23 protein-coding genes are annotated in these 26414 nt (G+C 65.4%); 12 read left to right on the top strand and 11 right to left on the bottom strand.

Features of this window, described 5'->3' with window-relative positions; genetic code table 11:
* The first annotated feature begins 4 nt into the window (after positions 1-4).
* Genes tagH through AAHE99_RS00850 form a run of 3 tightly spaced genes read left to right on the top strand, consistent with a single transcriptional unit; the run spans position 5 to position 2944 of the window.
* Positions 5-1609, top strand: coding sequence for a type VI secretion system-associated FHA domain protein TagH (tagH, locus tag AAHE99_RS00860; protein ID WP_342113884.1), 1605 nt, complete (start codon positions 5-7; stop codon positions 1607-1609).
* Positions 1610-1624: 15 nt separating this feature from the next.
* Complete coding sequence (locus AAHE99_RS00855) at positions 1625-2377, top strand: PP2C family protein-serine/threonine phosphatase (protein WP_342113444.1); 753 nt, start codon at positions 1625-1627, stop codon at positions 2375-2377.
* Positions 2378-2413: 36 nt separating this feature from the next.
* Positions 2414-2944 carry an OmpA family protein gene (locus AAHE99_RS00850; protein ID WP_342113441.1) on the top strand — a complete coding sequence of 177 codons (531 nt, stop codon included), beginning with the start codon at positions 2414-2416 and terminating at the stop codon, positions 2942-2944.
* A gap of 1 nt (position 2945) precedes the next feature.
* Here the strand turns inward: AAHE99_RS00850 and AAHE99_RS00845 are convergent, their stop codons facing one another.
* From AAHE99_RS00845 to AAHE99_RS00810, 8 genes are all read right to left on the bottom strand, one after another.
* Positions 2946-4628 (bottom strand): serine/threonine protein kinase, encoded by a 1683-nt coding sequence (locus AAHE99_RS00845; protein ID WP_342113439.1) that lies wholly within the window; start codon positions 4626-4628, stop codon positions 2946-2948.
* Positions 4606-5346: a type VI secretion system-associated protein TagF gene (tagF, locus tag AAHE99_RS00840; RefSeq protein WP_342113437.1), complete on the bottom strand. Its 741-nt coding sequence runs from the start codon at positions 5344-5346 to the stop codon at positions 4606-4608. The genes AAHE99_RS00845 and tagF overlap by 23 nt, the downstream gene beginning before the upstream one ends.
* Positions 5328-8936 carry a type VI secretion system membrane subunit TssM gene (gene tssM / locus AAHE99_RS00835; protein ID WP_342113436.1) on the bottom strand — a complete coding sequence of 1203 codons (3609 nt, stop codon included), beginning with the start codon at positions 8934-8936 and terminating at the stop codon, positions 5328-5330. The genes tagF and tssM overlap by 19 nt, the downstream gene beginning before the upstream one ends.
* Positions 8933-10255: a DotU family type VI secretion system protein gene (locus AAHE99_RS00830; RefSeq protein WP_342113435.1), complete on the bottom strand. Its 1323-nt coding sequence runs from the start codon at positions 10253-10255 to the stop codon at positions 8933-8935. Before AAHE99_RS00830 ends, tssM begins: the two co-directional genes overlap by 4 nt.
* A 2-nt stretch (positions 10256-10257) precedes the next feature.
* On the bottom strand, positions 10258-11589 hold the full coding sequence (gene tssK / locus AAHE99_RS00825) for a type VI secretion system baseplate subunit TssK (protein ID WP_342113433.1): 1332 nt from the start codon (positions 11587-11589) through the stop codon (positions 10258-10260).
* A gap of 9 nt (positions 11590-11598) precedes the next feature.
* A complete protein-coding gene (gene tssJ, locus AAHE99_RS00820) occupies positions 11599-12069 on the bottom strand; it encodes a type VI secretion system lipoprotein TssJ (protein WP_342113431.1) in 471 nt (156 codons plus the stop codon).
* Positions 12070-12209: 140 nt separating this feature from the next.
* On the bottom strand, positions 12210-13061 hold the full coding sequence (locus tag AAHE99_RS00815; protein ID WP_342113430.1) for a hypothetical protein: 852 nt from the start codon (positions 13059-13061) through the stop codon (positions 12210-12212).
* Between the two features lie 27 nt (positions 13062-13088).
* Positions 13089-14309 carry a caspase family protein gene (locus tag AAHE99_RS00810; protein ID WP_342113427.1) on the bottom strand — a complete coding sequence of 407 codons (1221 nt, stop codon included), beginning with the start codon at positions 14307-14309 and terminating at the stop codon, positions 13089-13091.
* Between the two features lie 243 nt (positions 14310-14552).
* Here AAHE99_RS00810 and AAHE99_RS00805 point away from each other — a divergent pair, with 243 nt between their 5' ends.
* From AAHE99_RS00805 to AAHE99_RS00790, 4 genes are read left to right on the top strand one after another with little or no spacing between them, the layout of a single operon-like run.
* On the top strand, positions 14553-14864 hold the full coding sequence (locus tag AAHE99_RS00805) for an ArsR/SmtB family transcription factor (protein ID WP_342113426.1): 312 nt from the start codon (positions 14553-14555) through the stop codon (positions 14862-14864).
* A 57-nt stretch (positions 14865-14921) separates the two neighbouring features.
* A complete protein-coding gene (gene arsN2 / locus AAHE99_RS00800; RefSeq protein WP_342113423.1) occupies positions 14922-16754 on the top strand; it encodes an arsenic resistance N-acetyltransferase ArsN2 in 1833 nt (610 codons plus the stop codon).
* Positions 16751-17599, top strand: coding sequence for a sterol desaturase family protein (locus tag AAHE99_RS00795; protein ID WP_342113420.1), 849 nt, complete (start codon positions 16751-16753; stop codon positions 17597-17599). Before arsN2 ends, AAHE99_RS00795 begins: the two co-directional genes overlap by 4 nt.
* Entirely contained in the window at positions 17596-18798 is a 1203-nt protein-coding gene (locus AAHE99_RS00790) for an MFS transporter (protein ID WP_342113418.1), read from the top strand. The genes AAHE99_RS00795 and AAHE99_RS00790 overlap by 4 nt, the downstream gene beginning before the upstream one ends.
* A gap of 4 nt (positions 18799-18802) precedes the next feature.
* On the opposite strand, the gene AAHE99_RS00785 is transcribed toward AAHE99_RS00790, so the two are convergent.
* The gene (locus AAHE99_RS00785; RefSeq protein WP_342113416.1) at positions 18803-19828 is read right to left on the bottom strand and encodes an AraC family transcriptional regulator; all 1026 of its coding nucleotides are present in this window, start codon (positions 19826-19828) and stop codon (positions 18803-18805) included.
* 91 nt (positions 19829-19919) lie between these two features.
* Here AAHE99_RS00785 and AAHE99_RS00780 point away from each other — a divergent pair, with 91 nt between their 5' ends.
* From AAHE99_RS00780 to AAHE99_RS00770, 3 genes are all read left to right on the top strand, one after another.
* Positions 19920-21575 carry an acetolactate synthase large subunit gene (locus AAHE99_RS00780; RefSeq protein ID WP_342113414.1) on the top strand — a complete coding sequence of 552 codons (1656 nt, stop codon included), beginning with the start codon at positions 19920-19922 and terminating at the stop codon, positions 21573-21575.
* Positions 21572-23173, top strand: coding sequence for an FAD-dependent oxidoreductase (locus AAHE99_RS00775; protein WP_342113413.1), 1602 nt, complete (start codon positions 21572-21574; stop codon positions 23171-23173). The genes AAHE99_RS00780 and AAHE99_RS00775 overlap by 4 nt, the downstream gene beginning before the upstream one ends.
* 80 nt (positions 23174-23253) lie before the next feature.
* Positions 23254-23904: a DUF3108 domain-containing protein gene (locus tag AAHE99_RS00770; RefSeq protein ID WP_342113411.1), complete on the top strand. Its 651-nt coding sequence runs from the start codon at positions 23254-23256 to the stop codon at positions 23902-23904.
* Between the two features lie 7 nt (positions 23905-23911).
* Here the strand turns inward: AAHE99_RS00770 and AAHE99_RS00765 are convergent, their stop codons facing one another.
* Positions 23912-24133 (bottom strand): hypothetical protein, encoded by a 222-nt coding sequence (locus AAHE99_RS00765; RefSeq protein ID WP_342113409.1) that lies wholly within the window; start codon positions 24131-24133, stop codon positions 23912-23914.
* A gap of 245 nt (positions 24134-24378) precedes the next feature.
* Between AAHE99_RS00765 and AAHE99_RS00760 the strand changes: the two genes are divergently transcribed.
* The gene (locus AAHE99_RS00760) at positions 24379-24696 is read left to right on the top strand and encodes a copper-binding protein (protein ID WP_342113407.1); all 318 of its coding nucleotides are present in this window, start codon (positions 24379-24381) and stop codon (positions 24694-24696) included.
* A gap of 5 nt (positions 24697-24701) precedes the next feature.
* Here AAHE99_RS00760 and AAHE99_RS00755 read toward each other — a convergent pair whose 3' ends face one another.
* A complete protein-coding gene (locus AAHE99_RS00755; protein WP_342113404.1) occupies positions 24702-25220 on the bottom strand; it encodes an Lrp/AsnC family transcriptional regulator in 519 nt (172 codons plus the stop codon).
* Positions 25221-25346: 126 nt separating this feature from the next.
* Here AAHE99_RS00755 and hppD point away from each other — a divergent pair, with 126 nt between their 5' ends.
* A complete protein-coding gene (gene hppD / locus AAHE99_RS00750; RefSeq protein WP_342113401.1) occupies positions 25347-26414 on the top strand; it encodes a 4-hydroxyphenylpyruvate dioxygenase in 1068 nt (355 codons plus the stop codon).

Genomic DNA, 26414 nt, shown 5'->3' with positions numbered 1-26414 from the left:
CGCTATGATCATGATCAAGGCGGTTTCATACAACGGGCAGCCACCTACCGCGCCGCTGGTGGGGGAGTTCGGCGAGGCTGGCGGGGTGATTGGGCGCTCGGATGACAATGCGCTGGTTTTGCCTGATCCTGAACGCTATGTCTCGCGGGCGCATGCGACGGTGGCTTATCGCGGCGGCACTTATGTGATCCGTGATTTGAGCAGCGCGTCGCCGGTGTACGTGAACGGGCGGGCGCTGGGAAATGGGAATGAGGCGGATCTGCTGGATGGCGATGAACTGCGGATTGGGGCTTATACCTTGCAGGTGATCGGGGAGCCGGCGGCGCAGAAGGCGCCGGTGGACGATCCGATGAACCTGTTTGGCGGTGCGGGTGGCATGTCCAATGACTTCAACCTGTTTGGTGGGCCGTCGGCGCCACGCGCGCCGGAGCCGGCGAAGGAGGTCTTTAGCCTCGGTCTGGGCGGCGGCGCGGATTCGGATATCAACCAGATGTTTGGGCTGGGCGGTGGGGCGGCATCCAATCCATTCCCAGCCGGGCACCCTTTGTCGGGCGATGGTGTTTCGCGGGGAACGGGGGCGAGTGTCGACCCACTTGTGGTGTTTGGGGCTGCAAAGGCTCCGGAGCCTTCTGAGCCCAGCCAGCGCAATGACACACCGGAGATAAGGGGGGCGTTCACACCGCCGCAGGTCACTCCACCAGGGAACGGGGAAGACAGCAAGAGCATGCTGGTTTCCTGGGGCTCTGGGGAAGAGCAGGAAAGCGGTGATGGGATCAAGACGTTGACGGTGCCGTCGCCATCGTCGGCGCGCAAGGAGCGGAAGGAGCCGGTGCTGTTTCCACCGCTGCCTCCGGAGGCAGCGCCGCCAGCGGCGAATGCAGCGACGCCAGCGCCCGCGTCTGTGCCGGCGGTTGTGGCGGACGCCAAGCCTGGCGCTGCCCGCGCGCCTGCGGCACGGTCGGCGGCAGCCGGTAAGGTGGCGGAACGGGCGAGCGAGGATAACGGGGAACTGATGCGCGCTTTCCTGGGCGGGGCGGGCGTGCCGGACCTTGAGATGAAAGGTCCGCTGGATGCGCTGGCGATGCAGATGCTTGGCCACCTGCTGCGCGAAGCCACACAGGGCACGCTGGACCTGCTGAAGGCGCGGGCACTGCTGAAGCGCGAGATCCGCGCCGAGATGACGATGATCAGGTCGGAGGAAAACAACCCCCTCAAGTTCTCGCCCAACGTGGACGTGGCGCTGGCGCATCTGCTGGCGCCGCGCGGCCAGGGCTTCCTGCCGCCGCTGCCGGCGATGAAGGACGCCTACGACGACCTGCGCGCCCACGAATTCGCCTTCATGGCTGGCATGCGCGCGGCGCTGGCAGGGGTGCTGCTGCGCTTCAACCCCGCGCAGCTGGAGAAGCGCCTGAGCGAGAAGAGCGTGGTCGACACTTTGCTGCCCATGAATCGCAAGGCCAAGCTCTGGAGCCTGTACGGCGAGCTGTATGCCGACATCACGCGCGAAGCGGAGGACGATTTCCATTCCCTGTTCGGCAAGGCCTTCCTGGCCGCGTACGAGGCGCAGCTGGACAAACTGCAGCAGGACGGCAACGAAAGCTCTCACTAGGGCGGGGGACGGGCAATGGAGCTCAATATATCCGTGCTGTCGAAATCCGGTGGGCGCTCGGTCAATGAGGATGCCTATGGCTGCTGGTCGCACCAGGGCCGCAGCTTCTGCGTGCTGTCGGACGGAGCGGGCGGCCATAACGGTGGCGAGGTGGCGTCCAAGCTGGCGGTGCAGCATGTGCTGGAGTGGTTCCGCCAGTCGCCGGACTGCGGGCCGGACGGCATCGCCGCATCCCTGCGAGCGGCGAATGACGCCATCGTGGCGGCGCAGCTGGGTTCCCCGCACCTGGCGGAGATGCGTGCAACGATCGCGGTGCTGGTGGTCGATTCGGAGCGGCGCACCGCGACCTGGGGCCATGTCGGCGATACGCGCCTGTACTGCTTGCGCCAGCAGCGCATCATCCTGCAGACGAAGGACCACAGCGTCCTGCAAAGCATGATCGACGCCGGCTATATGAAGTCGCAGGACCTGCGCAAGGCGCCGCAGCGCAATATGCTGCTGGCGGCGCTGGGCGATACCAAGACGTTCACGCCCACCATTCAGTCGCGGGGTTTTGAGATTGCGGACGGCGACATTTTCCTGCTGTGTACCGACGGCTTTTGGGAATACGTTGACGAGGCGCAGATGGAGCGCAGCTTGAACGAGGCCGACTCGCCGGAAACCTGGCTGCGGCGGATGGAAAGCCAGGTCGCGGCGCACGGCAGCGAAGGACAGGACAATTATTCGGCATTGGTGGTCGCCTGCACGGCGCGGGACGACTTTAATTAAGTAGAGGGGGATGAAATGAATACCAGGAATTTGGCGATGCTCGTTTCCTTGCTGTCCCTTGCCCTGCCTGCGCTGGCGCAGAGCGACAAGGTGCTCAAGCCGCAGGAAGTTACGGAGGCGGTCTTGATCGAAGCGCTTACGCCGGCCACGCCCGTCCGCACCCGCAGCATCCGCGTCACGGCCGATACCGGCACGCCCAACGCCGCTGCGGCTCCGGCGGCCAAGCCCAGCACCAATTTGCTGATCACGTTCCAGACCAATTCATCGGAATTGACCTCGCACGCGAAGCAGGTGCTGAATGTGGTGGGCCGTGCGCTGTCCTCCGACAAGCTCTCCACCTATCGCTTCTCGATCGAGGGCCATGCCGACCCGCGCGGCGCGAGCGATGCCAACCAGACCCTGTCGCAGGCGCGGGCGGAATCGGTGCGCCAGTACCTGGTGCATAACACCAATATCGATACCGGACGGCTGGACGCCATCGGCAAGGGCGACAAGGAATTGATGAACAAGGTTAATCCCATCGCACCGGAGAACCGGCGCGTGACCATTGTGAATATGACGCCCTGATTCAGGGGTTGACTTCAGCAATGGAGAAGACTGCGGCGCCGTAGCTGGCGGGACAGCTGCCTGCTGTCTGCGGGCAGCTTGCCTTGCCGGCGAAGAGCGGCTGTTCTCCGGCAGCGGCAGGCGGTAGCTGGGATATGGTCGCCAGCGGGAATTCCGAGAACGGCGTCAGGTCGCGCAAGCCCGCGCCGTGGAAGTCGCGCGGCGAATCGGATACCAGGGCGACGAACTGGTTGGTCCCGGGCGGGCCTGAGGCCACCATGTGCCACTTGGCGCGCGGGAGGGCCAGCTGCTTGCCGGCTTCGATGCGGTTGTCGCCGTCAATCGCGTTGGGGAACAGCAGCCAGAATTGCGAGCGGTCGGTACCGACCATCAGCACGTAGACATAGCCCGGTTTGGACGAGCGGATGGAGAAGCGCAGTTCGTCCTTGCCTATCCTGACCTGGGCTTGCTCCAGCGAGACCGTGACAGCGTGGTCGCGGTTGCGTGCCTGGAAAACTTCATCCAACGCTTCAATCGGGTCAAATGGCCTGTCTAGCGGCGGCGCCGTTGCAGGCGCTGGCGGGGGCGCTGGTGCGGCCGGAGTAGCCGCCGCCGTCGCCGCGGGCTGCTCCTGCGTCAGCTCGTTGACGGCGTAGGCGGCAATCAGCGCCACGGCAGGCAAGCCGATGGCCCAGGCCATGCGCCGCATGCGGCGGGCAGATGCCGACTCCTTGCCGGCAGGCGCCTGCGCCGCTGCCGCGCTGCCGTCCAGCCCCAGGGCCTTGCGCAATTCAGGCACGCTTTGCGGGCGCTGGTCCGGGTGCACCGCCAGGCACTGGTCGAGCGCTTGCAGGAAAGCCTGGCTGTAGCGGCCGGCCGCCGCCTGCACCAGCGGCGTGTGGGTGTCGGCGATATGGCGCGTGACGGCTGCGATGGGCGGCTTGCCGGTGATGGCGAAATACACTACGGAGGCCAGGGCGTAAAAGTCGGTCCATGGGCCTTGCCGCATGGTCGGTACTTCTGCGTACTGCTCAATGGGTGCGTAATTCTGCTTGACGATGACGGTGAAGGCGTCGGTCTTGCCGCTGATGGCGCGCCGTGCAGCGCCAAAATCCAGCAGCAGCGGCCTGCCATCGTCCAGGATCAGGATATTGTCGGGCGCGACGTCGCGGTGGATGCACTGCTCGTTGTGCATCACTTCCAGCGCGTCGAGCAGGGGCGCCAGCAGGTGGCGGAACCAGGCTTCGTCGGGCGGCGCTGCCTGGCCGCGCAGGGCTTCCTTCAGCGTCTTGCCGTGGTAGTAGGGCATCACCATATAGGCGGTGCCGTTGTCTTCCCAGAAGTGGTACACCTTGACCAGGGCCGGATGGTCGAACTGGGCCAGCAGGCGCGCTTCGTTGACGAAGCTGCGCAGGCCGATCTGGAACGTCTCCACATTGCGGCTCGATTTCACCGTCACGTGGACCGTGCTGGTGTGCGCGGCCAGTGCGGATGGCATGTATTCCTTCAATGCGACGTGGCGCTGCAATTGCTGGTCGTAGGCTTCGTAGACGATGCCAAATCCGCCTTCGCCGATCACGCCGAGGATTTCGAACTCACCGAGGCGGGTGCCGACCGGCAGGGCGTTGTTGCCGCAGTCCAGCACGGCCGGCCCGTCGCCGGACGGCGGCAGCATGGTGCGTTCATTGTCTGGTGGCTGGCTCATAGGCGGCGGCCCCTTCAAGCAAGAGTGCAAAGTCAACTTCGTTCGGCATCCCGGGGAAGGCCAGCAGCAGGGTCCTGGCGTTGGGCGCGGGCGCCGTCCACCAGATGCTGCGCGCGCCGCCGCTGCGGGCCAGGCGGTCAAGCGCGGCGCCGGTGAAAACGCCATGCAGGGTTTCGCCGGCGGCCAGTGCCAGGGCGATCGGCGCATCGTCGTTGCCGGTCCACCAGTGTCCCAGCGCCGCCATTGCGCCTTGCGGCGGCACCAGGTGGGAGGGGAATGGGTGCTGGGCCAGTTGCTGTTCCAGCTGCTCGGGCGCGACATTGACATCCAGGCAGGCCAGCGCCACTTCGTCGATGGCGGCGAACCAGCTGTGCGCGGCCAGCAGGTTGGCCAGCAGCGAGGGCGCGGGCGCCAGTTCCAGCGCGATGGTGAGCGGGAAGTGGCGGCCGACTTTGTCCACGCTGGGCATGACGGCGCCGGCCCAGGCGCGCTCGCCGCAGGCGCCGTTGAGAAGGGCGAAGTTCCACAGCGGTCCATTCAGGTAGACCTGCTCCCAGCGCTCCTGCAGGCTGGCACGGCTGGCGGCCAGGCCGCGCTGCAGCCAGGCGTCCCATTGGTCGATGAATGGCTGCGGCAGGCGGCGCGAAGCAAAGTCGCCCAGCGCCGGCAGCTTGCCATACCAGCCGGCGATGGCTGGGGCTAGAGCAGGCCCGGACATTGGAATTGCTCCAGTTCTGGCAAGCGGAATGGGTTGCGCACGCTGTTGCTCAGGATTTCAAACTGGGCCTTGCGGCCGTCGATATTGAAGGTGGCCTGGAATTTCTCCGGCTGTCCCGTGCTGTCGATCTGCACCTGGTCGAACAGGCGGAACAGGGCCCAGGCGCCTTCGAAGGTGCGGCCGGAGGCGCCGGTGGTGCTGATCGGGACCAGCTGCACCCGTACTTGGGAACTGCCGCGCGAGCCGGGCCACTGCACCTGGGCCGGCACTTGCGGGCCGTGGCTGTATTTGACCAGCTGGCCGTCGACGTCGAGGATGAACTGGGTGATCGAGGCGTCCATCATCATCGGCTTTACGTCCAGGCGCAATGCGGCCGAACTGCCGCTGCGGAAGAAGACGTCGCGGATCACCTGGGCGCGCTGGAATTGCAGCAGGGCGCCGGAACTGGCGCCCATCGAGGCGTCGCCCATCACGCGGAAGCTCCAGGGCCGGGTGGCGGTGTTCACGTATTGCGCCATGTTTTTCTGGAAGAAGTCGTCGATCAGGCCGCCCGGTGCGAACAGGCGGCTGAAGTCATCCGGCGTGACGTCGCGCGTGCTGCTGCGCACGAAGGGGTAGCGGCCGGTGATGGCTTTGCTGCAGAAGTCGCCGATCGCGGCGCGCATGGCCTGTCCCAGGTTGGAGCGCGCCACGCCCATCACCTGGCTGGTGCCTCCGGCCGACAGCGTGAGCAGGATGGAGCGGATCGGCTCCGGCATCTGGCTGCCTTCGGCCTTGATGCGGTTCGGTACCTCGCTGGGCGGCGGCGTGTTGGCGGCTTTCAGCGCGGCCTCGGTGGCGGTCAGCAGGGTGTAGAAGTCCTTGATCATGGCGGTGCTGGCGTCGATGGGCGCCGGCTGGCCGGGAGCGGCGCTGCGCACCAGGCGGCGCAGCTCGTTGAACTGCTCGTCGACGATATCTTCCGGCCGCGCCTTGGCCGCGCCGGCGGCGGGGCGTTCGTTGCCGGTGCCGAACAGCTTCATCAGTTCATCGCGCGTGCTTTTCACCTTGTCGCCGGCCTTGTCGATCACGGTCTTGTCGCTGTCCTCCAGCTGGACCAGGGTGACCTCCTTGACGATGGCGCGCATCAAGGCCGGCAGCGGCGTATCGGGCGCGGACAGGATGCGGGCGAACTGGATGCTTTGCTGCAGGTCGGTGGCGCGGATCAACTTGATGTCGTTGACGAAATTCAGCCAGGTGCGCGCGTAGTCCTCCAGGTAGAGGCGGCGTACGTCGTTCAGGACGCTGGCCTTGGTGGCCGGGTCGGCGACGCGGCGTTCCTTTTGCTGCAGTCCGAGCACCCAGCCTTCTTCGTCGGCCAGCTGGCCGGTGACGCGCTCGGCTTCGGACAGGAAGACGTTGTGGTAGCCGTTGACGCTGAACAGCCCCGGAACGCCGCTGGTGAGCGGCTGGCCGCTGGCGCGGGTGAATACCAGCAGCGCGGATGGGCCGGCGGCGCTGGCGATGGTGAATTCCGGCAGGTTGCTGCCGGCGCCCTGGCGGCGGATGCGGTGGTAGATGCGCGCCGCCAGCGGCGTGCTGGCGACGGCGTTGCGCGCGTCGGCGATCAGCTGCGTATCGGGCGGGCTGCCGGCCAGGTTGTCGCCGCTGGCGAGCAGGGCGTCGAGATGTCCTTCCAGCTCCTTGCGCTGCTCGTTGCTGACGTCGCGCGGCAGGCTGCCGGCCCAGTCGGCGGTGATGAAGGCCTTGAGGGCGATGGCGTTGAAGTGCTGGCTGTCGTGCAGCATGATGTAAGCCTTCAGCCCCTCGTACAAGAGCTCGGGGTTGGTGGCGCTGTCGGTCCGCAGCTGCTGCTGCACGCGGCTTTCCAGGCGCGGCAGGAAGACGTCGCGCAGCAGGCGCTGATAGGCCTGGCGGGCGGCGGCTTCCAGCTTGTCGCCCTGGTACAGGCCAAAGCCCATCGACAGAGGCACCTTGCCGGGCAGGTTGGCCGAGACGTGGGCAATATCGCGTACGGCCCGCAGCGTGGGCAGCAGTTCGACCAGGTTGGTGTCGCGCTGGCGGGCCAGGGTGTCGATCTGCTGCGACACGGTTTGCAGCCGTCCTTGCACATCGTCGATGTAGTTGCGGTTCTTGCTGTAGCTGATGGCCCAGGCGGTGATGGCGCCCAGCGTGAGCAGGCCCACCAGCGCCAGGCCGGCCAGCTGCAGTATGGCGCGCCGGCGCTCCCAGCGCAGGTTGGTGCCGGCCAGTCCGGCTTCGGGGATCACCAGTTCGGTCAGCAGGCGGGTAATGAAGTAGCTCTTGCCGGTCGGGACTTGCGGCGCCAGTACCTTGCGTTCCAGCTGCAGTGCGCGCCCCAGGCCGCCCAGCATGCGGTCGAGCGGGCTGCCCTCCTGCGTGCCGCTGGTGAAGTAGACGCCGCGCAGCATCGGCTTCTCGGTGAAGCGCGAGTCGGTGAACAGCTGCTCCACAAACTCGCCCAGCACGCCGCGCAGGGCGGCCAGCTGCTGCGGGAAGATATAGAGCTGGGCGCGGCGCTGCGGGTCGCGTTCCTGTTGCAGGCGGTCGACCAGGCGCGCATTGATGCGCTGCTCCAGTGCGGTGAACTGTTCGGTGAAGCCGGGCGCCACGCTGGCGCCGGCGGCTGTTTCCGCATGGGGGAAGGTCATGCCCCAGACTTGGGCCCGTTCTTCCTTGCCCATATCGGCGAAGAACTCCATGAAGCCGGGCAGCAGGTCCATCTTGGTGACCAGCAGGTAGAGCGGGAAGCGGATGTTCAACTCTTCGTGCAGCTCCTGTATGCGCTGGCGCAGGGCGGCGATGTGGCTGGCGCGCTGGGCGGGCGACTGGTCCAGCAAGTCCGGCACGCTGATGGTGAGCAGGGCGCCGTTGATCGGGCGCCGCGCGCGGTATTTTTTCAGCAGCTGCAGGAAGCCGGTCCAGGCGGCGTGGTCGGCCTTCTGGTGGCTCTCCTGCGTCGTGTAGCGCCCGGCGGTGTCGAGCAGCACGGCGTCATTGGTGAACCACCAGTCGCAGTTGCGGGTGCCGCCCACGCCGCGGATCGCTTCGCGGCCGAATTGTTCGCTAAGGGGGAATTGCAGGCCGGAGTGCTGCAGGGCGGTGGTCTTGCCGGAGCCGGGCGCACCGATCAGCACATACCACGGCAGCTCGTAGACCCATTGGCGGCCCAGGTCGGCCAGCCAGGCCATCGGGGACTTGCGGCCGCGTTCTTTCAGGCGTGCCTGTTTGAGCGTGGCCACGGCGTTTTCGAAGCGCTGGCGCAGGGCCGCAATTTCCTGCAGCGCCAGGCCATCGTCGGTGGCGGAGGGTGCGGGTGCTTGCTTGAGCAGGCCATCCATCAGGCGGGCATTGGCCTGGCGCGCCTTGAACCATTGCCACAGCGCCTTGCCGATGTAGAACAGCAGCACCAGGCCAATGAGGACCAGGCGCGCCAGCACCGGCTCCAGCGGACGGTATTCGGCGATGGCGATCAGGGGGCCGACTATCCACACCAGCAGGGCGATGGCGGCCAGGCCCAGCACCGCCAGCACCCAGCGGTTGCACAACAGGGCGAAGAGTTTTTTCATTTGCCGCCCCCTTCGCCCTGCAACGGCGTCAGGACAATCTCGACGCGGCGGTTGCTGGCGCGTCCGGCGGGTGTGGCGTTGGCGGCGATCGGTTCGGCATCGGCGCGGCCGTCGGCATTGAAGCGGGCCGGGTCGCTGCTCTTGCCCTGCAACAGGCTGACGACCGCCTGGGCGCGTTCCTGCGACAGGTGCCAGTTCGATGGGAAGCGTGCGCTGCGCATGGGCTGGTTATCGGTATGGCCGATCACCTGCACCTTGCCCGGCACGGTGGCCAGTCCGGCGGCGATGCGGTCCATCACGCCCAGGTAGGCCGGCGCCAGGGTGGCGCTGCCGGGCGCGAACAGGCCATCGCCGCGGATGGTGATCACGCTGCGGCTTTGTTCGTCGCGCACGGCCAGCAAGCCTTGCTCAATCTCCGGCGCCAGGAAGCCGGCCAGGCGCGGCTGCGCTGCCGGCAGGGGCGGCGGTGGTGCGGCCTGTGCGGGCATCTTCACGCGCAGGGCCTGGATGCGGGCGAACGCCGGGTCGGAGGCATCGGCCAGGAAGTAGCCGAGGGCGAAGTAAGTCCCGAGCATCAGCACGCCGGCCGCGCCCAGCGCCACCCACAGCGGGACGGCGGCCAGCAGGCTTTTGCGTTCGACGGCCACGCCTTGCCATTGCGGCGACAGGTCGCGCTCATATTCGCCCTGCGTATTGCGCAGCAATTGGGCCAGCCGTTCGCGCAGCGCTTCCAGCTGCGCCTTGCCGTTATCCAGCACGCGGTAGCGGCCTTCCAGTCCGAGCGCCAGGCAGATGTACATCAGTTCCAGCAGGTCGCGGTGTTCGGCAGGGCGTTCGGCCAGCTTGGACAGCAGCTGGAAGAATTTTTCGCCGCCCCAGTTCTCATTGTGGAACATGACCAGCAGGCTGGCGCCGGCCCACACGCCGGAGCCGCCCCATGGGGTGGAGGCGGCGGTTTCGTCGATCAGGGTGCAGAGCGCATAGCGCGCGGCGATGACCTGCTCATTGGAGACGCCGGCAGCGCGCGCACGCCGTTCGAACTCCTTGACTTGCAGCGCCAGGCCGTCGCGCGCGGCGATCGGGTTGGGATGGTGGGTGCTGGCGCGCAGCTGTGGCACCACGTTCAGCAGCGGATTGGCGGCGGCCACCAGCGGATTCAATCCCGCGCACGGGCCGGCCGGCACCGGTGCGGCGGCGCTGGCCGGGATGTCGTGGCTGGGCGCAGGCGGCGCGGCCTCGGTGCGCTGGCGGCCGCCGGGCGTCGGCAGGACCACGGTGCGGTCCAGGTCCGGCGCGGCAAAAGGATCGTCTTGGCTCATGCTTACCCCTTGATCGCCCAGAGTTCAAGCTCCAGGCCGGGGAACTCGCCGGCGAGGTGCATGGCCAGCCCGGCCGACTGCTCAAGCTGCTGCCACAGCTCGCCGCTGCGTTCCAGTTCAAAATAGTTGAAGCCCGCGTGATAGGGGATCTGGCGCGGCGCGACGGGCATCGGCCGCAGCGCGATGCCGGGCAGCGACAGGTTGACCAGGTCCTGGATACGCTCGGCCGGGCCGAACTTGGCCTGGGTGGGAAAGCGTGCGCGCAGGGTGTCGGCCGGCATCTGGGCGTTCACGGCCAGCACGAAGCTGGCCTGCTTCAGCAGGTTGCGGTCGGGCACGATGGCGCGCCGCCATCCGGGCTGCACCAGCTGCAGTTCGATCGGCACGGCGCTGCGCGGCAGCACCAGGCTCAGGTAGCGGCGCAGCTCCAGCATCAGCGGCAGGAAGCACTTCTCCAGGCTGTCGTGCTGGTATTCGGGGAAGGCCGGCACGCGCCGCCGTTCATTGCCGAAGGTGGACATGTCGCCGGCCAGGGCCAGCATGGCGACGAACAGCTGCTCGGGGTGGAGCTGGGCGCGCTGGCGCAAATGGGCGAACACCGGCTCGTGTCGGTTCACCGTCTGCAGCAGCAGGAAGTCGGCAATCTCCGCCACGCCGCCACGCCCGGGCTGGGCCAGTTGCGCCGCCAGCGTTTCGCCGCGCTGGTGCAGCAGGCCGTGGATTTCGTCGCAATACGCCGCCAGCGTGCGGTCGCTGCGGATACTCAGGGTGGGCGGGATGTATTGCTTGTCCAGCAGGATCTGGTTGTCGGCGCGCCGCTCCTGCAGGCGGATGGCGCCCAGGCAGGCATAGGCGTCGGTACGCTCGCTTTCGAGCAGCAGGCACAGGCGCAGTTCGCCCAGCTGGATCGGGTCGGAACGGTTGGAGGTGATGTCGGGTACTTCGACGTCGGTCACGGCGTAGCGCGCCAGGCGGTCGCTGCCTTCCGCGCCAAGGTCGGCTTCCAGACCGCCCTGGCGGCGCATCGGCACCGCCAGCAGCACCAGCTGGTTGCGCGCTTCAGCGGGGATATCGAGCGGCAGCGGTGCGCGGTGCGTGGCGGGGAAGTCGAACGGCGTGCCATCGGGGAACAGGCCGTGGCCGGCGGCGAGCGCCAGCTTGCCCATGGCCAGTGCTGCTTCGTCGATCTCCAGCCCGGCAAAGCCCCAGGCATGCGGCAGGGTGTGGCGGGCGCGCGACTCGATCAGTTTTTCCAGGTAGCGTTCATGCTGCTGGAAATGCTGGGGCTGCAAAAACATGCCTTCCGACCAAATGACCTTGCTTTCCCAGGACATGTCCGCTCCTCACTTATCTGTGATCGAGATTTCGCGCGTTTTCAGGTTGATCGTGATGGGGACGGTCTGGTTGGGGGCGATGGCGACGGAGGCGCGCCACACCGCGCGGTCCAGGTCGCGGAAGGCTGCCACCGCTGCCACGAAGCGGGTGTCCGGCTGCAGCTGGCGGTCCATACGCTTTTTGTCGCCGGGGCGCAGCACCATCTCCTCGCTGGCCAAAACGTCCGCGCCCAGTACCTCCTTGCCGCGCTCAAACAGCGAGAAGAAGTCGCCGTTCTGGAATCCGCCCAGGGCTTTCAGTTCGTACAGGCGGATCACGACAGGCGAGGGGCGCCCGCGCGCGTCGGGGTTGACGTCGGCCGCCACCGTGATGTTGGCCTGGGCGACGCTGGGCTTTTTGGGCGGCGCCGCGCAGGAGCACAGCATGGCGGCAAGGGCCACGCACGGCAGAATTTTCGGCAACAGGAAGGGGCGTGCCATTGTGGTTCTCCAGTCTGTGATGCGAGAACGTACGTGCGGGCGCAGGGGGGCGATGGTGCTTGCTGACCTGCTTCGATAGTACATCCGAAAGGGCTGAACAAAACTCACATAAATTCACCGCACTCAGCCGTAGTACGGTGTCAGATTGCGATCGTCATCGAGAGCAGGAAGCCTTCGCGTGCATCTCGGTAGCGGCGGCCATTCATGTTCGCCGGGCCGGCGCTGTCGGTCCGCACGAGTTGCGAACGGTAGCCTAAACCGATTGCCGTGCCGCGGCCGATGCCGGTCGGCAGCGCGTAGTTCAAGCCGATTTCATAAATCATATAGCGCGCACTTACCGTGTCGTCCGGGAAGGACTGGTCGGCCAGGCTGACTTTGATGCGTGCAGGGCCATAGGCGATCTGGTTGCTTAGCGACAGCCTGTCCATGATCGAGAAGTTGGCTGCCGCGCCCAGGAGCAAGCCCCTGGCCCGGTTTTTCAGTAAAGGAACCGTACCTCCGCCCAGGCTGAGGGTGGAGGTGCGGTCCTCCGTAGCGTGCTTATAACCCAGGCTCACCACAATATTCGGCATGACGTAGTAGCCGGCGGTGAAATCGCTTTCCCTGCGCTTGATGTGATCGGAGCGCGAGGTCGAGACATTCATGCCATTGGGCGCAATGACCGATGTATTGGGCGAAAGAAAATCGTTCGAAAAGCGGGCGAAACTGGCAGAGACGAGGAAGCGGTCTTTCTTGACGGCGAAACTGGGGTAGGCGGAGGTCTTGCTTGAGCCCTCTGCGCTGTCCAGCGATTCGCTGACGTGTATGGTGCCGGCAGGTGTGGCCACGGTGTACAGGGTTGGGAGGGCCGTGCCCCAAGTGGCGTTCCATGCCTTGAGGCCGACGCTGAATTGCGGGCTTGAGTCGCTGGCGTCGTCGGCAATCGCCGCGGTGAATGGAAAAAGGAATGAGAACGTTGCGAAGAGAAGTGCTTTGCTGTTGGTCGTTTTCACATCTGACTCCAGGGCGGTGGACTGCGGTTAGAAGGTCGGAATGATCGTGATTGGCTTTTTCTTCTCGGCGGGTTTTTCGACGCTGCGGGTTTGGACGTCCTTGGCCTGGCGTTCGATGGCGGCCTGCTGGGCGTTCAGGGTGTCGCGCAAGTTATTGAGTTCGTCCTGCTTCTTCAGCAGCGACGCCTTGATGACATCCAGCTCGCGCGCCTTGGCGTTGGCTTGTTCGATGTCGGCGTTGAGCGAGCGGACTGCTTCGGCGTTCTTCTGCGCGGTGGTGGTGGCCTGCTTGTTGGCGGCTTCTTGTTGTTGCTGTTGCGTGCGTTCGAGGGTTTGCGTCATGCGCTCCAGCTCGTTCTGCTTTTGCAGCAGCGCGGATTTCTGCTGGTCCAGCTCGTTTTGCTTGGCCTTGGTCTGGGCGATGATTTCCTGCAGTTTCTCCAGCTCCTGCGACTTGGCATTGAGCTGCAGCTGGCGCGCGGCCAGTTGGGGATCGTCGCAGCCGGCCAGGCAGTATCGCTCAGTGTAGGAAGTGGTGATCTGCGGGATCTGCTGGCGGCCGAGCCGGCGCGCATCTTCACTGGTGCCGGCGCTGGCAGCTTTCAGCATGTCCTCGACCGACTGGCGCGGTGTCGCCAGCACCTTGAGCAGGTTCTTGGTGAAAGTGCCATTGCGGCCGACACCATCCAGCGACAGCTGGCCGGAGCCGGTGGACATGGCGAGGATGCTGTTGACCGGCGTGTACAGCTGGGATGCCAGGCCCAGGCGCGGCGCATAGCCACGGATCGGATTGATGAAGGGATTGTTGCGGCAAGCGTCGAACAGGAAGATATTCAGGGCCGCCTTGCGCCCGTCCATCTCCGACATCAAGTAGTTGATCTGGACGCTTTCATCTTCGATGTCACTCTTGGTGCGGAGGGCAGCCTTGGTGGGAATCAGGTAGTTCAGCCCGTCGATCTGCATGCCGTGTCCGGCGAAGTAGAACAGCGCCAGGGTCTGTTCGTTGGTCTTGCCGCTGAATTCGTAGATGGCATCTTTGAACTCGCGCTTGGTGGTCAGGTTCAGCTTGCAGATCACCTCGAAATTCAGTTTCAGCAAAGCCTCGCACATATCGCTGGCATCGTTGCTGGAGTTTTCCAGGGGCAGGGCGTTGGTATAGGTGGCGTTGCCAATGACCAGCGCCAGTTTGCGGAGTTCTTTGGGGGATTCAGCCAGACAAGCGGTGTGCGCCGCGCATGCGACAACCATTGCACACAATGCTCGCAGAATTGAGGTCATGGAACGGTGCGATACCCACCAGTAATTTTTTAATCAAAGCGCGGCTTTCATCAAGCGTATTGCTCAGCGTAGCATGTCAAATGGACTACATTCTCACCATTTGTCACACAAGGTAATGTGCCGCGCGCTTGGCCATGCGGACCATCGAATTATGTTGACAGCTTCATGGCATTGGAATTATTCTTAATTCGTCGAAGAACGAATGAGCGAACTATGAGCAGTTGTTGCGATATCAAGCCGGATGGCACGCTACCCGCGGTGGATGCCGAACAAGTGGCGCAGCTGTGCAAGGCACTGGCGCATCCGGCGCGTGTACAGCTGCTGTGCTACCTGGCATCGTACGGGGCGTGCTATTTCGGCAACCTGGCGGACGTATTGCCGCTGTCGCCGTCCACTATTTCCCAGCACGTGAGCGTTCTCAAGGAAGCCGGACTCATTCTCGGATCATCCGATGCGCAACGGGTGTGCTATTGCATCAACCCGAAGCGGATCGGGCAACTCAAGCAGCTGATCAATGCCCTGTGAGGGGCATTTTTTAAAACCATTTATTCGTAATTCGCCGAATAACAAAGGAGCAAGCAAATGACTGAGATTCTGACCTACCGCGCTGCAGTCCAATCCGATTGGCCCGCGATTGAAGCGCTGCTACTGGCCGCCAGACTGCCGCTGGATGGGGCGCGCGAACATCTGGAGCACTTCCTGGTCGGCGAGGTGGATGGCGCCGTACAAAGTGCCGGGGGCTTTGAGCGGTACGGGCCAGCGGCCTTGCTGCGTTCTGTGGTGGTGGCGCAGCGGCTGCAAGGGCAGGGCGCAGGAAAGCACTTGCTCGATGCGCTGCGTGACAAGGCGCGTGCAGCAGGTGTGGAAACGCTGTATTTGCTGACCACCACGGCGGCAGGCTTCTTCGAAAAATACGGCTTCCAGCGCATCGAGCGTGAGACAGCTCCCCAGTCCTTGCAGGCGTCGCGCGAGTTCCAGGGCGTGTGCCCGGCCTCTGCAACGCTGATGGCGGCCCCGCTGGGCCGAAGCCAGCTGCCGGTGGCGGTGCTGGGCGCCGGGCCGGTCGGGTTGGCGGCAGCGGCGCAACTGCTGGCGCGCGGCTTCACGCCGCTGGTGCTGGAAGCGGGCGCCGGGGTGGGCGCCAACCTGGAAAGCTATCGCCATGTGCGCCTGTTCTCGCCGTGGCGGTACAACATCGACAAGGCGGCGCGCAAACTGCTGGAGACGCACGGCTGGAATACGCCGGACCTGGAGGAGTTGCCGACGGCTGGAGAGATTATCGACTTCTATCTCAAGCCGCTGGCGCAGTTGCCCGAGCTGGCGCCGCATATCCATACCGGGCAGCGCGCGGTGCAGGTGGCGCGCGCCGGCTTCGACAAGGTCAAATCGCGCGGACGCGAAGCGGCAGCCTTCACCGTGCGTACCGTGGGCGCGCAGGGCGAGCAGGATTACCAGGTGCAGGCGGTGATTGACGCGACTGGCACGTGGTCGCAGCCAAATCCGCTTGGCAGCAATGGCTTGCCGGCTTTGGGCGAAGCTGCAGCGGCAGGGCGCATCGACTATGGCATGCCGGACGTCCTTGGCGCGGCGCGTGCTTCCTTCGCCGGGCGGCGCGTGCTGGTGGTCGGAGCCGGGCACTCTGCGGTGGGCAGCCTGCTGGCATTGGCGCAGTTGGCGGAAGAGGCGCCGGGTACGCAAATTGTGTGGGCAGTGCGCGGTAAACAACTGGACAGGGTGTTCGGCGGCGGCGAAGCCGATGGCCTGCCGGCGCGCGGCCAGCTCGGCCTGCGCCTGCGTACATTGATGACATCAGGGCAGCTGGAATTGCATACCGGGTTCCGTATCCAGTCCGTTCGCCTGCAGGGTGATGCGTTGCAGGTGGCGGGCAATGGTACTGCGGGCGAATTGCGCGGCATCGAAGGCATCGACCGCATCATCGCGGCGACAGGTGCGCGGCCTGACCTGCAACTGACCCGCGAGCTGCGCGTGCGCCACGATCCTTGGCTTGAGAGCACCGATGCGCTGGCGCCGCTGATTGATCCGAACGAGCATAGCTGCGGCACAGTGCGGCCGCATGGCCACCGCGAGCTGGCCCATCCCGAGCCGGGCTATTACGCGGTGGGCGCCAAGAGTTATGGCCGCGCGCCCAACTTCCTGATGGCGACCGGCTACGAGCAGGTGCGTTCGGTGGTGGCGGCGCTGGCGGGCGATTTCGCGGCGGCCGACGACGTGCAGCTCGAATTGCCGGAAACGGGCGTCTGCAATACGCGGCAGGCTTATGCGGCCGAGGCTGCAGCGGACAGCGGCTGCTGCGGCGGCCCGGCGCCGGCTGGCAGTGTAGGGTGTTGTGCGCTCGACGTGAAGGAGAAGGCCAGGGGCGCCAGCGGTTGCGCGGCATCGGGGTGCAGCGTATGAACCGCGCGTTCCTGCAGGGCTTCTTGCCGCTGGCGCTGCTGGCGAGCCTGGCATCGTTCAGCTATGCGAGGGCGGTCGGCGCCAATCTTGAACTCGCGGTGATTGCGCCCGCCGTGGCGGCACTGCTGCTGGCGATGCTGGCCGAGCGCCGCATGCCGTACCGCGCGGCCTGGGGGCGCCCGCAGGGCGATGTCGCGACCGACCTGGCCAGCACGGCCTTGCTGTTTGCGCTGGTCGACCCGCTGTTGAAGTGGCTGGCGCCTATCGCCGTGCTGGCCGCGCTGGGTGGTACGCCGCTGGCGGGCATGCTGGCGATCTTCCCCACCGGCTGGCCGTTTGCGCTGCAAGTGGTGCTGGCGGCACTGCTGGCGGAGTTCGGCAGCTACTGGTCGCACCGGCTGCACCACACGCAACCGGCCCTGTGGTGGCTGCATGCACTGCACCACGACAGCGAGCGGCTGTACGCGCTGAACAATTTCCGCATCCATCCGCTGAACTACGCGCTGAACTACCTGCTCGGCATCGTGCCGCTGCTCGTGATCGGTGTGCCGCAGGAGGTTATGCTGGGCTATTTCGCACTGAGCTTGCCGGTACTGATGACGCAGCACGCCAACCTGCCGCTGCAAAACGGCTGGCTCAATTACATATTCAGTACCAATGAGGTGCACCGCTGGCACCATTCGGCGAAGGAGGGCGAGGGTGACAGCAATTTTGGCCGCGCGCTCGTTATCTGGGACCAGGTGTTCGGCACTTTCCGCTACCATCCACAGCGTAACGACCCGACGCGCGTTGGCCTGTATGCGGGCAGCCGCCAATCGATATTCCTGCCAGCGTGCTGTCAATGAAAACACAATCTTCCCCGGTATGGGTGCTGGGTGTCACGCAAGTGATTTCGTGGGGCATCCTGTACTATGCGTTTGGCGTCATGGCGCCCGCCATCCAGGCTGAGCTGCAGCTGGCGCCTGCGCAACTGTATGGCGCCTTTTCCTGGGCGGTGCTGGTGGCTGGAGTGGCGTCGGTGCCGGTCGGGATCCTGATTGACCGCATCGGCGGGCGGCGCGTGATGGCTGCCGGTTCGCTGGTTTCGGGCGCGGGCTTGCTGGTGCTGGCCTGGTGCTCCGGCGTGGCGGGCTATTTCGCCGCCTGGACGGTGATGGGCGCCGGCATGGCGATGACGCTGTATGAGGCGGCGTTCGCGACCCTGAACCGCAGCTTGCGCGAAGCGTCGCGCAAGGCGATTTCCAACGTGACCCTGATGGGCGGCCTGGCCAGTACGGTGTTCTGGCCGCTCACTGCCTGGCTGTTGGGACGGCAGGACTGGCGCCAGACTTGCCTGGTTTTCGCCGCTGCGCTGCTGGCGGTCTGCCTGCCATTGCATCTGCTGCTGGACGATGGCGCGCCGCCCGCACCCGCGTTGGCGCGCAAGGATGGCCAGCAGCATTATTCACTGCGCCAAGCGGTCGCGGAACCGGTTTTCTGGCTGCTGGCCAGCGTGTTCGCGGCCCACGCCTTCACGTTTTCGGCGCTGTCGGTGCATATGATCCCGCTGATCCGCCGGATCGGGCATGCTGGGCACCTGGCCGTCACCCTGGCGGCGCTGATCGGGCCGATGCAGGTTGCCGGCCGGCTGGTTGAAAGGGCACTGGTGGGACGCGCCACACCGCAGGCGGTGGGCGTGGTCACTTTTGCCGGCCTGCCAGCGGCGCTGCTGGTGCTGTATGCGCTGGGCGCCAGCGCCTGGGCGGTGGTGCTGTTCTGCCTCATCTACGGCATGACCAATGGCGTGCTGACGATCCTGCGCGGTACTTTGCCGCAGGCGGTATTCGGGCATGCGCATTACGGTGCGATTGCGGGCGCACTGGCCGCGCCGTCGCTGATTGCCAAGGCGGGAGCGCCACTGCTCCTTGCCTTCATGCTGGAAGGCGGCGCATACCAGCCGCTGCTCGGCGGGCTATTCCTGTTATCGCTGGCTTCCTTTGCGCTGTACTTGTTCGCGGTCCGCAGCCAGGAGCGTGGCCTTTGGCGCTCCCGTGCGCCGATGTAAGGCGCTAGCGGCTGGTTGGCGAGTGCGCCCGCTGCCGCATCTGGCGCGGTGTGGCGCCGAACCAGCGCTTGCAGCTGCGGGTGAGCACCGACACTTCGGCGTAACCGAGGATGTGGGCGATCTGCGTCATGCCCGGCGCTCCCTCCAGCGCTACCAGTTCCAGGAACTGCTCCTTGCGCACCTCGTCCACCAGATCCTCAAAGGTGACGCCTTCGTCGGCCAGGCGGCGCTGCATGGTGCGCGGGTGGACTGACAGCGCGCGGGCAATTTCGGTGTGGCGCGCATGCCCGGCGCTGAGGAAATTGCGCACCAGCCGCCGCACGCGGTCCGACAGCAGTGCGTGGCGCTTGCCATCCAGCTGCTCAAGAAAACTTAGCGCCAGTTCCTTCATCTGAGGGTCGTTCTGCGATACCGCAACCTGCAGATCGCTGACCCGCACGCGCACCGTGGCCGCCGGCGCACCGAACACCACCGGGCAGTGGTAGGCCTGGCGATAGGCTTCCTCGGCCGCGACCGGGGCGTGCGGCAGCGTCACGCGCTGTGGCTGGATGCGGCCATCGGTCAGCATCTGCAAGCCCTGGCAGACGATGCCCAGCGCCAGGCTGATGACCTGAGGCCGCGCGGTCAGGCTGGCATGGTCGATGTCGAACACCACGTCCACCAGGTCGGGGCTGCCGGGCACCAGCTGGGCTTCCAGCTTCAGGGCCGGGCTGTGGACGAAGATGTAGCGCGAGGCCAGGGCCAGCGCGTCGCCCACCGTATCGGCATGGCGCAGCAGCACCGCCACCGGTCCGAGCATGCTGATGCCGCGCGCTTGCGCCAGCCGCAAGCCCAGGTCGGGACAGCGGCCCAGTGCGGCGGAATGTTCGAGCAGGTTGATGAAGGCCTGGTAGGGGATCAGCAGGTCGGGATCGTGCAGGGCCTGCGGCGGGATGCCGAAGCGCGCCAGCAGGGCGGGCACGTCCAGCCGCAGGCCTTTGGCCAGGACTTCGAACGTCGATAAGGTAGCGGAACGGACCAGGACTGTCATGTCGCCAAGTGTCAACTTATTGTCGTCAAGTGTCAATACGCGATGGCCTCGCAGGGAGCAAGATGGCGGCATACCAATAAAGGAGACCCTCATGGCAAACGGCGCCCAGGCAATGCTGCGCACCCTGCTCAACGCAGGCGTGGAAGTCTGTTTTACCAACCCCGGCACCTCGGAAATGCATTTTGTCGCGGCGCTCGATACCGCGCCGGAAATGCGTGCGGTGCTGACCCTGTTCGAAGGCGTGGCTACCGGCGCCGCCGACGGCTATGCGCGCATGGCGGGCAAGCCGGCGTCCACGCTGTTGCACCTGGGCTGCGGCCTGGGCAACGGCCTGGCCAACCTGCACAATGCGCGCAAGGGCAAGGTGCCGGTGGTGAATATCGTCGGCGACCACGCCACCTACCACACCAAATACGATGCCCAGCTGCAGTCGGATATCGAAACGGCGGCGCGCAATGTTTCAAGCTGGGTGCGCACCTCGCAATCGACGCAGGCGCTTTGCAAGGATGTGGTGGAGGCCGTGACGGCGGCCAAAGGTCCGCCGGGACAGGTGGCGACGCTGATCCTGCCGGCCGACGTTTCGTGGGGCGAGGGCGCAGAGGCGCTGCCGGCGTCGCCCATCGCCCAGCCGCCGCTGGCGGACGATGTGGTGATCGAGCGCATTGCCGGCGTGCTTAAATCGCGCGGCAAGACTGCCATCCTGCTTGGCGGCCGCGCACTGCGCGAACCAGGCCTGCTGGCGGCGGCGCGCATCGCTGCGCAGTGCGGTGTGAAGCTGTATGCGGAAGTGTTCCCGACCCGCTTCGAACGCGGAGCGGGGCTGCCGCATGCCGAACGCATTGCCTATCTGGCGGAGATGGCTTCGGTACAGCTGGCGGGCCTGGAAAACCTGATCCTGGTGGATGCCAAGGCGCCGGTCTCCTTCTTCGCCTATCCGGGCAAGAAGAGCTACCTGGTGCCGGAAGGCTGCACGGTGCATGAACTGAATTCGCCGGCGCAGGATGCGGTGGGCAGCCTGCAGCGCCTGTGCCAGGCCATCGGCGCCGCGCAAACCGCGCCGGTGCTGCAGGAAGCCCAGCGTCCGGGTCGCCCGCGCGGCAAGCTCACGGCGGAGAAGGTCTGCAAGGCGGTCGGCCACCTGCTGCCGGATAACGCCATCGTCGTGGACGAGGCGCAGACCTCCGGCACCATGCTGCCGATGTTCACCGCCGGCGCGCCGCGCCACGACGTGCTGGCCTTGACCGGCGGCGCCATCGGACAGGGCTTGCCCGCTGCGGTGGGGGCGGCGGTGGCTTGCCCGGACCGCCCGGTGCTGGCGCTGGTCGGCGACGGTTCGTCGATGTACACCATCCAGTCGCTATGGACCATGGCGCGCGAAAAGCTGAACGTGGTTTCGGTCATCTTCAACAACCGTTCCTACGGCATCCTCAATATCGAGCTGGAGCGCGTGGGCGCGGAACGGGCCGGCCCTAAAGCCAAGTCCCAGCTGGACCTGAATGGTCCCGGCCTTGATTTCGTGCAGCTGGCGCAGGGCATGGGCGTGCCAGCCACGCGCGCCCATACTGCGGAGGAATTCACGGCGGCGCTGGAGCGCGCCTTCGCCACGCCGGGCCCGCACCTGATCGAGGCGGTGGTGCCGAGCGTGTTCTCCGGCCTGAAGCTGCGCGTGCTGCCTTACCTCCTGCGCTCGCTGGAAAACCTGCCGCAACCGGTGGCGCGTGCGCTCAAACGCAAGGTGGCGCCGTGAGCCAGGCCATCCAGTCCGATGTGCTGGTGGCGGGCGGTGGATTGGCCGGCCTGGTCACCGCGCTCGAATGCCTGCAAGCCGGCAAGCGCGTGACCTTGGTCGACCGCGATACCCGCGAGCGGCTGGGCGGGCTGGCGCGCTGGGCCTTCGGCGGCATGGCGCTGGTCGGCACGCCGCTGCAGGCGCGCATGAAAATTCCGGATACGCCGGAACGCGCGCTGGCGGACTGGGTGCGCTTTGGCGAACTGGATGGGTCCGACACCTTGCCGCTGGCCTGGGCGCGCCAATACGTGGAGCACTCGCGCGCCGAGGTGTACGACTGGCTGACTGGCATGGGGCTCAAATTCCTGCCGGCGGTGAACTGGGTTGAGCGCGGCCTGCATGGCGAGGGCAACTCGCTGCCGCGCTATCACGTGTTGTGGGGCACTTCGCGCCACCTGGCCGTGACCTTGATCGATGCGCTGCAGCGTGCCGGGGAGGGCGGTCGCCTGACGCTGCTGAGCCGCACCCGCATTACCGGCCTGGATCATGCCGCGGGCACGGTGTCCGGCGCCACCGGCGTGGATGAGGACACCGGCGCGGAGCTGCGTTTCGCCGCGCCTGTCGTGGTGCTGGCCATGGGCGGCATCAACGGCGGCCACGACGAGGTGCGGGCCAACTGGCCAGCCGGACGGGCGCTGCCGGCCAGCATGCTGAATGGGGCGCATCCCTACTCCGACGGCAAGCTGCACCGGCTGGTGGAGGGTTTGGGCGGGCGCATCGCAGCGGCGGGGGAGATGTGGAACTATGCTGCCGGCTTCCCGCACCCGCAGCCGCATTTCGACGGCCACGGCCTGTCCTCGATTCCCTGCAAGTCCGCGCTATGGCTGGACCATCGCGGCCGCCGCATCGGACCGATGCCGCTGGTGACCGGCTTCGATACCAATGACCTGTGCCAGCGCGTGGCGGGCCTGGAGCAGCCCTGGACCTGGCATCTGCTGAACTGGCGCATTGCAGCCAAAGAGCTGGCCATCTCCGGCGCCGAGCATAACCAGCGCATCCGCGACCGGCAGATGCTGCACTTCCTCAAGGAGACGCTGTTCGGCAACCATCGACTGGTGCGCCAGCTGACGCAGGAGAGCCGCCATTTCCTGGTGGACGACACGCTGGCCGGGCTGGCCGCCAGGATGAACGCGCTGGCTGGCGGCGACCATGTTCGCCCGGAGGTGCTGCAAGCCACCGCCGATGCCTTCGATGCCAACTTCGCCAATGGCGACAAGCTGCACAACGATGACCAGATCCGCCGCATCCTGCATGCGCGCCAGTGGCGTCCGGACCGGCTGCGCACCTGCAAACCGGCCCCCTTGCAGTTGCGCGGCGCCGGGCCTTACATCGCAATCCAGATGCAGCTGGTCACGCGCAAGAGCCTGGGCGGCCTGGTGACGGATATGCAAAGCCGCGTACTCGGCGTCGACGGCCGGCCGCTGGCGGGCCTGTACGCGGTGGGCGAGGCGGCCGGTTTTGGTGGCGGCGGCGCCTGCGGCAAGCGTTCGCTGGAAGGCACCTTCCTGCCGGGCTGTATCATGACCGCCAAGGCTGCGGCCCGCCATATCGGATAGTTGTTAACGGTTTCTGTGGAAAACTCTGTTAACAAGGACGGTGCGCCGCATTTAAGTTCATGATTTCATGGAGTAAAAATATGCTGCGTAAATTTTTGGCACTTGCCCTTTGCTGCGCTCCCGCCTTTGCGGTTGAGATCAAGGTAGGGGCCGAGTTGCCGCGCTTTGCGATGGTGAAGGAGGGTGCGCACCATTGGCTGCGCTATGTGCGTAACGGCGAAGTGAACACGCCAGTCGATATCTGGACGCGCGAGGTGCGCTTCGCACCTGAGGGCATGCAGATCCGCCAGCGCTGGGACGGCGCCAATAGCAGCGTGGTGCTGCTGGACTCCTGGTTCGACAAGGGTACGTTCAAGCCGCGCACCCACCAGCGCATCCGCGAGAAGGATGGCAAGCGCACGGTGGAGGATTATGTGTTCGAGGAACCGACCTTCAATTTCGAGACGGATATCGAGTTCCTGCAAGCCTTGCCGCTGGCGAGCGGATATGAAGCGACCATCATGTTCTACCATCCTGGCGGCCCGGCGCCGGCGCGCTATACCTGGAAAGTGGTGGGCAGCGAAACCATCCAGGGGCCGCAGGGCGCCGTCGATTGCTGGCTGCTGACCACCGACTACAACCGCCCCGGCACCGTGGCCAAGTTCTGGATGGCGAAAGCGACCCAGCTGCTGGTGCGGCAGGAATCCACCGCACCGGATGGCAAGGTGATGGTCAAGACTTTGCTTGATTGAGGCGCCGCTAGCGTAGCGTCGCTGCGGCCTGGCGGTACTCGCGTGAACTCCTGACTTCACCGATGGCGCGCCAGAAAGCTGCGGCGAGGCCAGGCCTGGCGCGGTAGAAGCTCTGTGAAAATCCCATGAAGAACTCCTGGCTGGCATCGCGTCCGCCCTGGTCGACCGGGACCTCAATCTGCGCCAGGCGTTCGAGGATGAAGCCGTAGCCGGCCGGCACCGATCTCAATCGGGATACCTGCCCGTTCCGCAGCCATCCTAATCAAAAGTTGCGTTCTGCCGTCGCGGTCAGGGTAGAGAAATGGCGGGTGCGGGCGGTCGTCGCTACAGATCCGCAGCGGCTCGGCAAGCGCCGGATGCATGCCTGCCAGGATGCTCAGAGCAGATGCGAAAGGGGCAATCTGTTTCCGGCCAGAGTACATGGTTTTGCATTCTACCGCACCGGGTGTAAGCTTGCGGCTTTTGGGAGAAGTTATGAAAGCGATTGTTTCCGCCCTGTTGGCCGCAGCCTGCATGGCCGGTGCGCCTGCCATGGCGCAGCACGGCGGGCATGGCCAAGCCGCGTCCGCCAGCGCAAGCGATTCCACCGATGGCGAGATCAAAAAGGTCGACAAGCCTTCCGGCAAGCTGACCATCAAACATGGTGAGCTGAAGAACCTGGGCATGGGCGCCATGACCATGGTATTCAAAGTCAAGGAAGCCGGGATGCTGGACAAGGTGAAGGCGGGCGACAAGGTGCGCTTCACCGTGGACAACACGATGACGGTGACCGCCATCGAAGCGGCAAAGTAATACCGTCAGGCCGTGCGGGCGAATTCGATGCGCTGCTTGCGCGGGTTCGGCCGCACGATGTGCTCAAGCGGGAGCACGGTCGACTGCTTGATCTTTTTCAGCGCGATATTCGACTTGACGTTCACCACGCCTGGCAGCAGCAGGATTTCCTTCATCATCAGGTCGGCGAACGAGGCCAGGTCGTGCGACACCACGCGCGCCACATAGTCCGCCTCGCCGGTCACTGAAAAACACTCCATCACTTCCGGTACATCGCGGATCGCCTGTTCGAAGGCGTCGCCGCGTTTTTCGCCGTGGCGGTCCAGCGTGATGTGGACGAAGGCCATCACGTCCAACCCCACCGTGGTGGGCTCCAGCACCGCAGCGTAGTGGTCGATGATGCCGGCTTCGCGCAGGCGCTGCACGCGGCGGCCGACCTGGGATACCGACAGGTGCAGGATCTCCGCCAGCGCGGCGTTGGTGGCTTCCCCGTTGCGCTGAAGCTCGTTCAGCAGCGATAGATCGTGGCGGTCGACGGTTATCATCGAAAAATCCTATGTTTGTGCGTGAAATGCGCATGTGTGGCGCATACGATGCTGTATTATGCGCAAAAAATCCACAATCGGTGCGTAGTATATCCGTTATCAAGTCAATTTACGGAGACAGCAAAAATGACCGATTCTTTGTGGGACAACCCAATGGGCACCGACGGCTTCGAATTCATCGAATACGCCGCCCCGGATCCAGTCGCCATGGGCAAGAAGTTCGAAGCCATGGGCTTCACCGCCGTGGCGCGCCATCGCAGCAAGGACGTTACCCTGTACCGCCAGGGCGAAATCAACTTCCTGTTGAACGCGGAGCGCGATTCCTTCGCCCAGCGTTTCGCGGAAATGCACGGCCCATCGGTCTGCGCCATCGCCTTCCGCGTCAAGGATGCAGCCTATGCCTACAAGCGCGCCCTGAAGCTGGGCGCCTGGGGTTACGAGAGCAAAGTCGGTCCGATGGAGTTGAACCTGCCGGCCATCAAAGGCATCGGCGACTCGCTGATTTACTTCGTTGACCGCTGGAGCGGCAGCAGCGCCATCAGCATCTATGACGTGGATTTCGAGCCGATTCCCGGCGTGGACCAGAACCCGAAAGGCCATGGCCTGACCTATATCGACCACCTGACGCACAATGTGCATCGTGGCCGCATGGGCGAGTGGGCGGAGTTCTACGAGCGCCTGTTCAACTTCCGCGAAGTGCGCTATTTCGATATCGAAGGCCAGGTCACCGGCGTCAAGTCGAAGGCCATGACCAGCCCATGCGGCAAGCTGCGTATCCCGATCAATGAAGAAGGTACCGACCGCGCGGGCCAGATCCAGGAGTACCTGGACGCGTACCGCGGAGAAGGCATCCAGCATATCGCCATGGGCAGCGATGACCTGTACCAGACCGTGGACCAGCTGCGCGGCGCCGGCGTCAAGCTGCTCGACACCATCGATACCTATTACGAGCTGGTGGACCACCGCATTCCGGGCCATGGCGAATCGCTGGCGGCCCTGCGCGAACGCAAGATCCTGATCGACGGCAAGCCAGGCGACCTGCTGCTGCAGATTTTCTCCGAGAACCAGCTGGGTCCAGTGTTCTTCGAGTTCATCCAGCGCAAGGGCAACCAGGGCTTCGGCGAAGGCAACTTCAAAGCCCTGTTCGAATCGATCGAGCTGGACCAGATGCGCCGCGGCGTGCTGACCGCGTGA

It is taken from the genome of Pseudoduganella sp. OTU4001, from assembly GCF_038440195.1.
In the GTDB taxonomy this organism is placed as follows: Bacteria; Pseudomonadota; Gammaproteobacteria; order Burkholderiales; family Burkholderiaceae_D; genus Rugamonas.
This window is presented reverse-complemented; position numbering and strand designations above follow the sequence as displayed.

What these genes read in the sequence shown, in the direction of transcription:
- tagH (WP_342113884.1), top strand. Translation starts at nt 5, where the DNA reads ATGATCATGATCAAGGCGGTTTCATACAACGGGCAGCCACCTACCGCG.
- AAHE99_RS00855 (WP_342113444.1), top strand. Translation starts at nt 1,625, where the DNA reads ATGGAGCTCAATATATCCGTGCTGTCGAAATCCGGTGGGCGCTCGGTC.
- AAHE99_RS00850 (WP_342113441.1), top strand. Translation starts at nt 2,414, where the DNA reads ATGCTCGTTTCCTTGCTGTCCCTTGCCCTGCCTGCGCTGGCGCAGAGC.
- AAHE99_RS00845 (WP_342113439.1), bottom strand. Translation starts at nt 4,628, where the DNA reads ATGAGCCAGCCACCAGACAATGAACGCACCATGCTGCCGCCGTCCGGC.
- tagF (WP_342113437.1), bottom strand. Translation starts at nt 5,346, where the DNA reads ATGTCCGGGCCTGCTCTAGCCCCAGCCATCGCCGGCTGGTATGGCAAG.
- tssM (WP_342113436.1), bottom strand. Translation starts at nt 8,936, where the DNA reads ATGAAAAAACTCTTCGCCCTGTTGTGCAACCGCTGGGTGCTGGCGGTG.
- AAHE99_RS00830 (WP_342113435.1), bottom strand. Translation starts at nt 10,255, where the DNA reads ATGAGCCAAGACGATCCTTTTGCCGCGCCGGACCTGGACCGCACCGTG.
- tssK (WP_342113433.1), bottom strand. Translation starts at nt 11,589, where the DNA reads ATGTCCTGGGAAAGCAAGGTCATTTGGTCGGAAGGCATGTTTTTGCAG.
- tssJ (WP_342113431.1), bottom strand. Translation starts at nt 12,069, where the DNA reads ATGGCACGCCCCTTCCTGTTGCCGAAAATTCTGCCGTGCGTGGCCCTT.
- AAHE99_RS00810 (WP_342113427.1), bottom strand. Translation starts at nt 14,309, where the DNA reads ATGGTTGTCGCATGCGCGGCGCACACCGCTTGTCTGGCTGAATCCCCC.
- AAHE99_RS00805 (WP_342113426.1), top strand. Translation starts at nt 14,553, where the DNA reads ATGAGCAGTTGTTGCGATATCAAGCCGGATGGCACGCTACCCGCGGTG.
- arsN2 (WP_342113423.1), top strand. Translation starts at nt 14,922, where the DNA reads ATGACTGAGATTCTGACCTACCGCGCTGCAGTCCAATCCGATTGGCCC.
- AAHE99_RS00795 (WP_342113420.1), top strand. Translation starts at nt 16,751, where the DNA reads ATGAACCGCGCGTTCCTGCAGGGCTTCTTGCCGCTGGCGCTGCTGGCG.
- AAHE99_RS00790 (WP_342113418.1), top strand. Translation starts at nt 17,596, where the DNA reads ATGAAAACACAATCTTCCCCGGTATGGGTGCTGGGTGTCACGCAAGTG.
- AAHE99_RS00785 (WP_342113416.1), bottom strand. Translation starts at nt 19,828, where the DNA reads ATGACAGTCCTGGTCCGTTCCGCTACCTTATCGACGTTCGAAGTCCTG.
- AAHE99_RS00780 (WP_342113414.1), top strand. Translation starts at nt 19,920, where the DNA reads ATGGCAAACGGCGCCCAGGCAATGCTGCGCACCCTGCTCAACGCAGGC.
- AAHE99_RS00770 (WP_342113411.1), top strand. Translation starts at nt 23,254, where the DNA reads ATGCTGCGTAAATTTTTGGCACTTGCCCTTTGCTGCGCTCCCGCCTTT.
- AAHE99_RS00760 (WP_342113407.1), top strand. Translation starts at nt 24,379, where the DNA reads ATGAAAGCGATTGTTTCCGCCCTGTTGGCCGCAGCCTGCATGGCCGGT.
- AAHE99_RS00755 (WP_342113404.1), bottom strand. Translation starts at nt 25,220, where the DNA reads ATGATAACCGTCGACCGCCACGATCTATCGCTGCTGAACGAGCTTCAG.
- hppD (WP_342113401.1), top strand. Translation starts at nt 25,347, where the DNA reads ATGACCGATTCTTTGTGGGACAACCCAATGGGCACCGACGGCTTCGAA.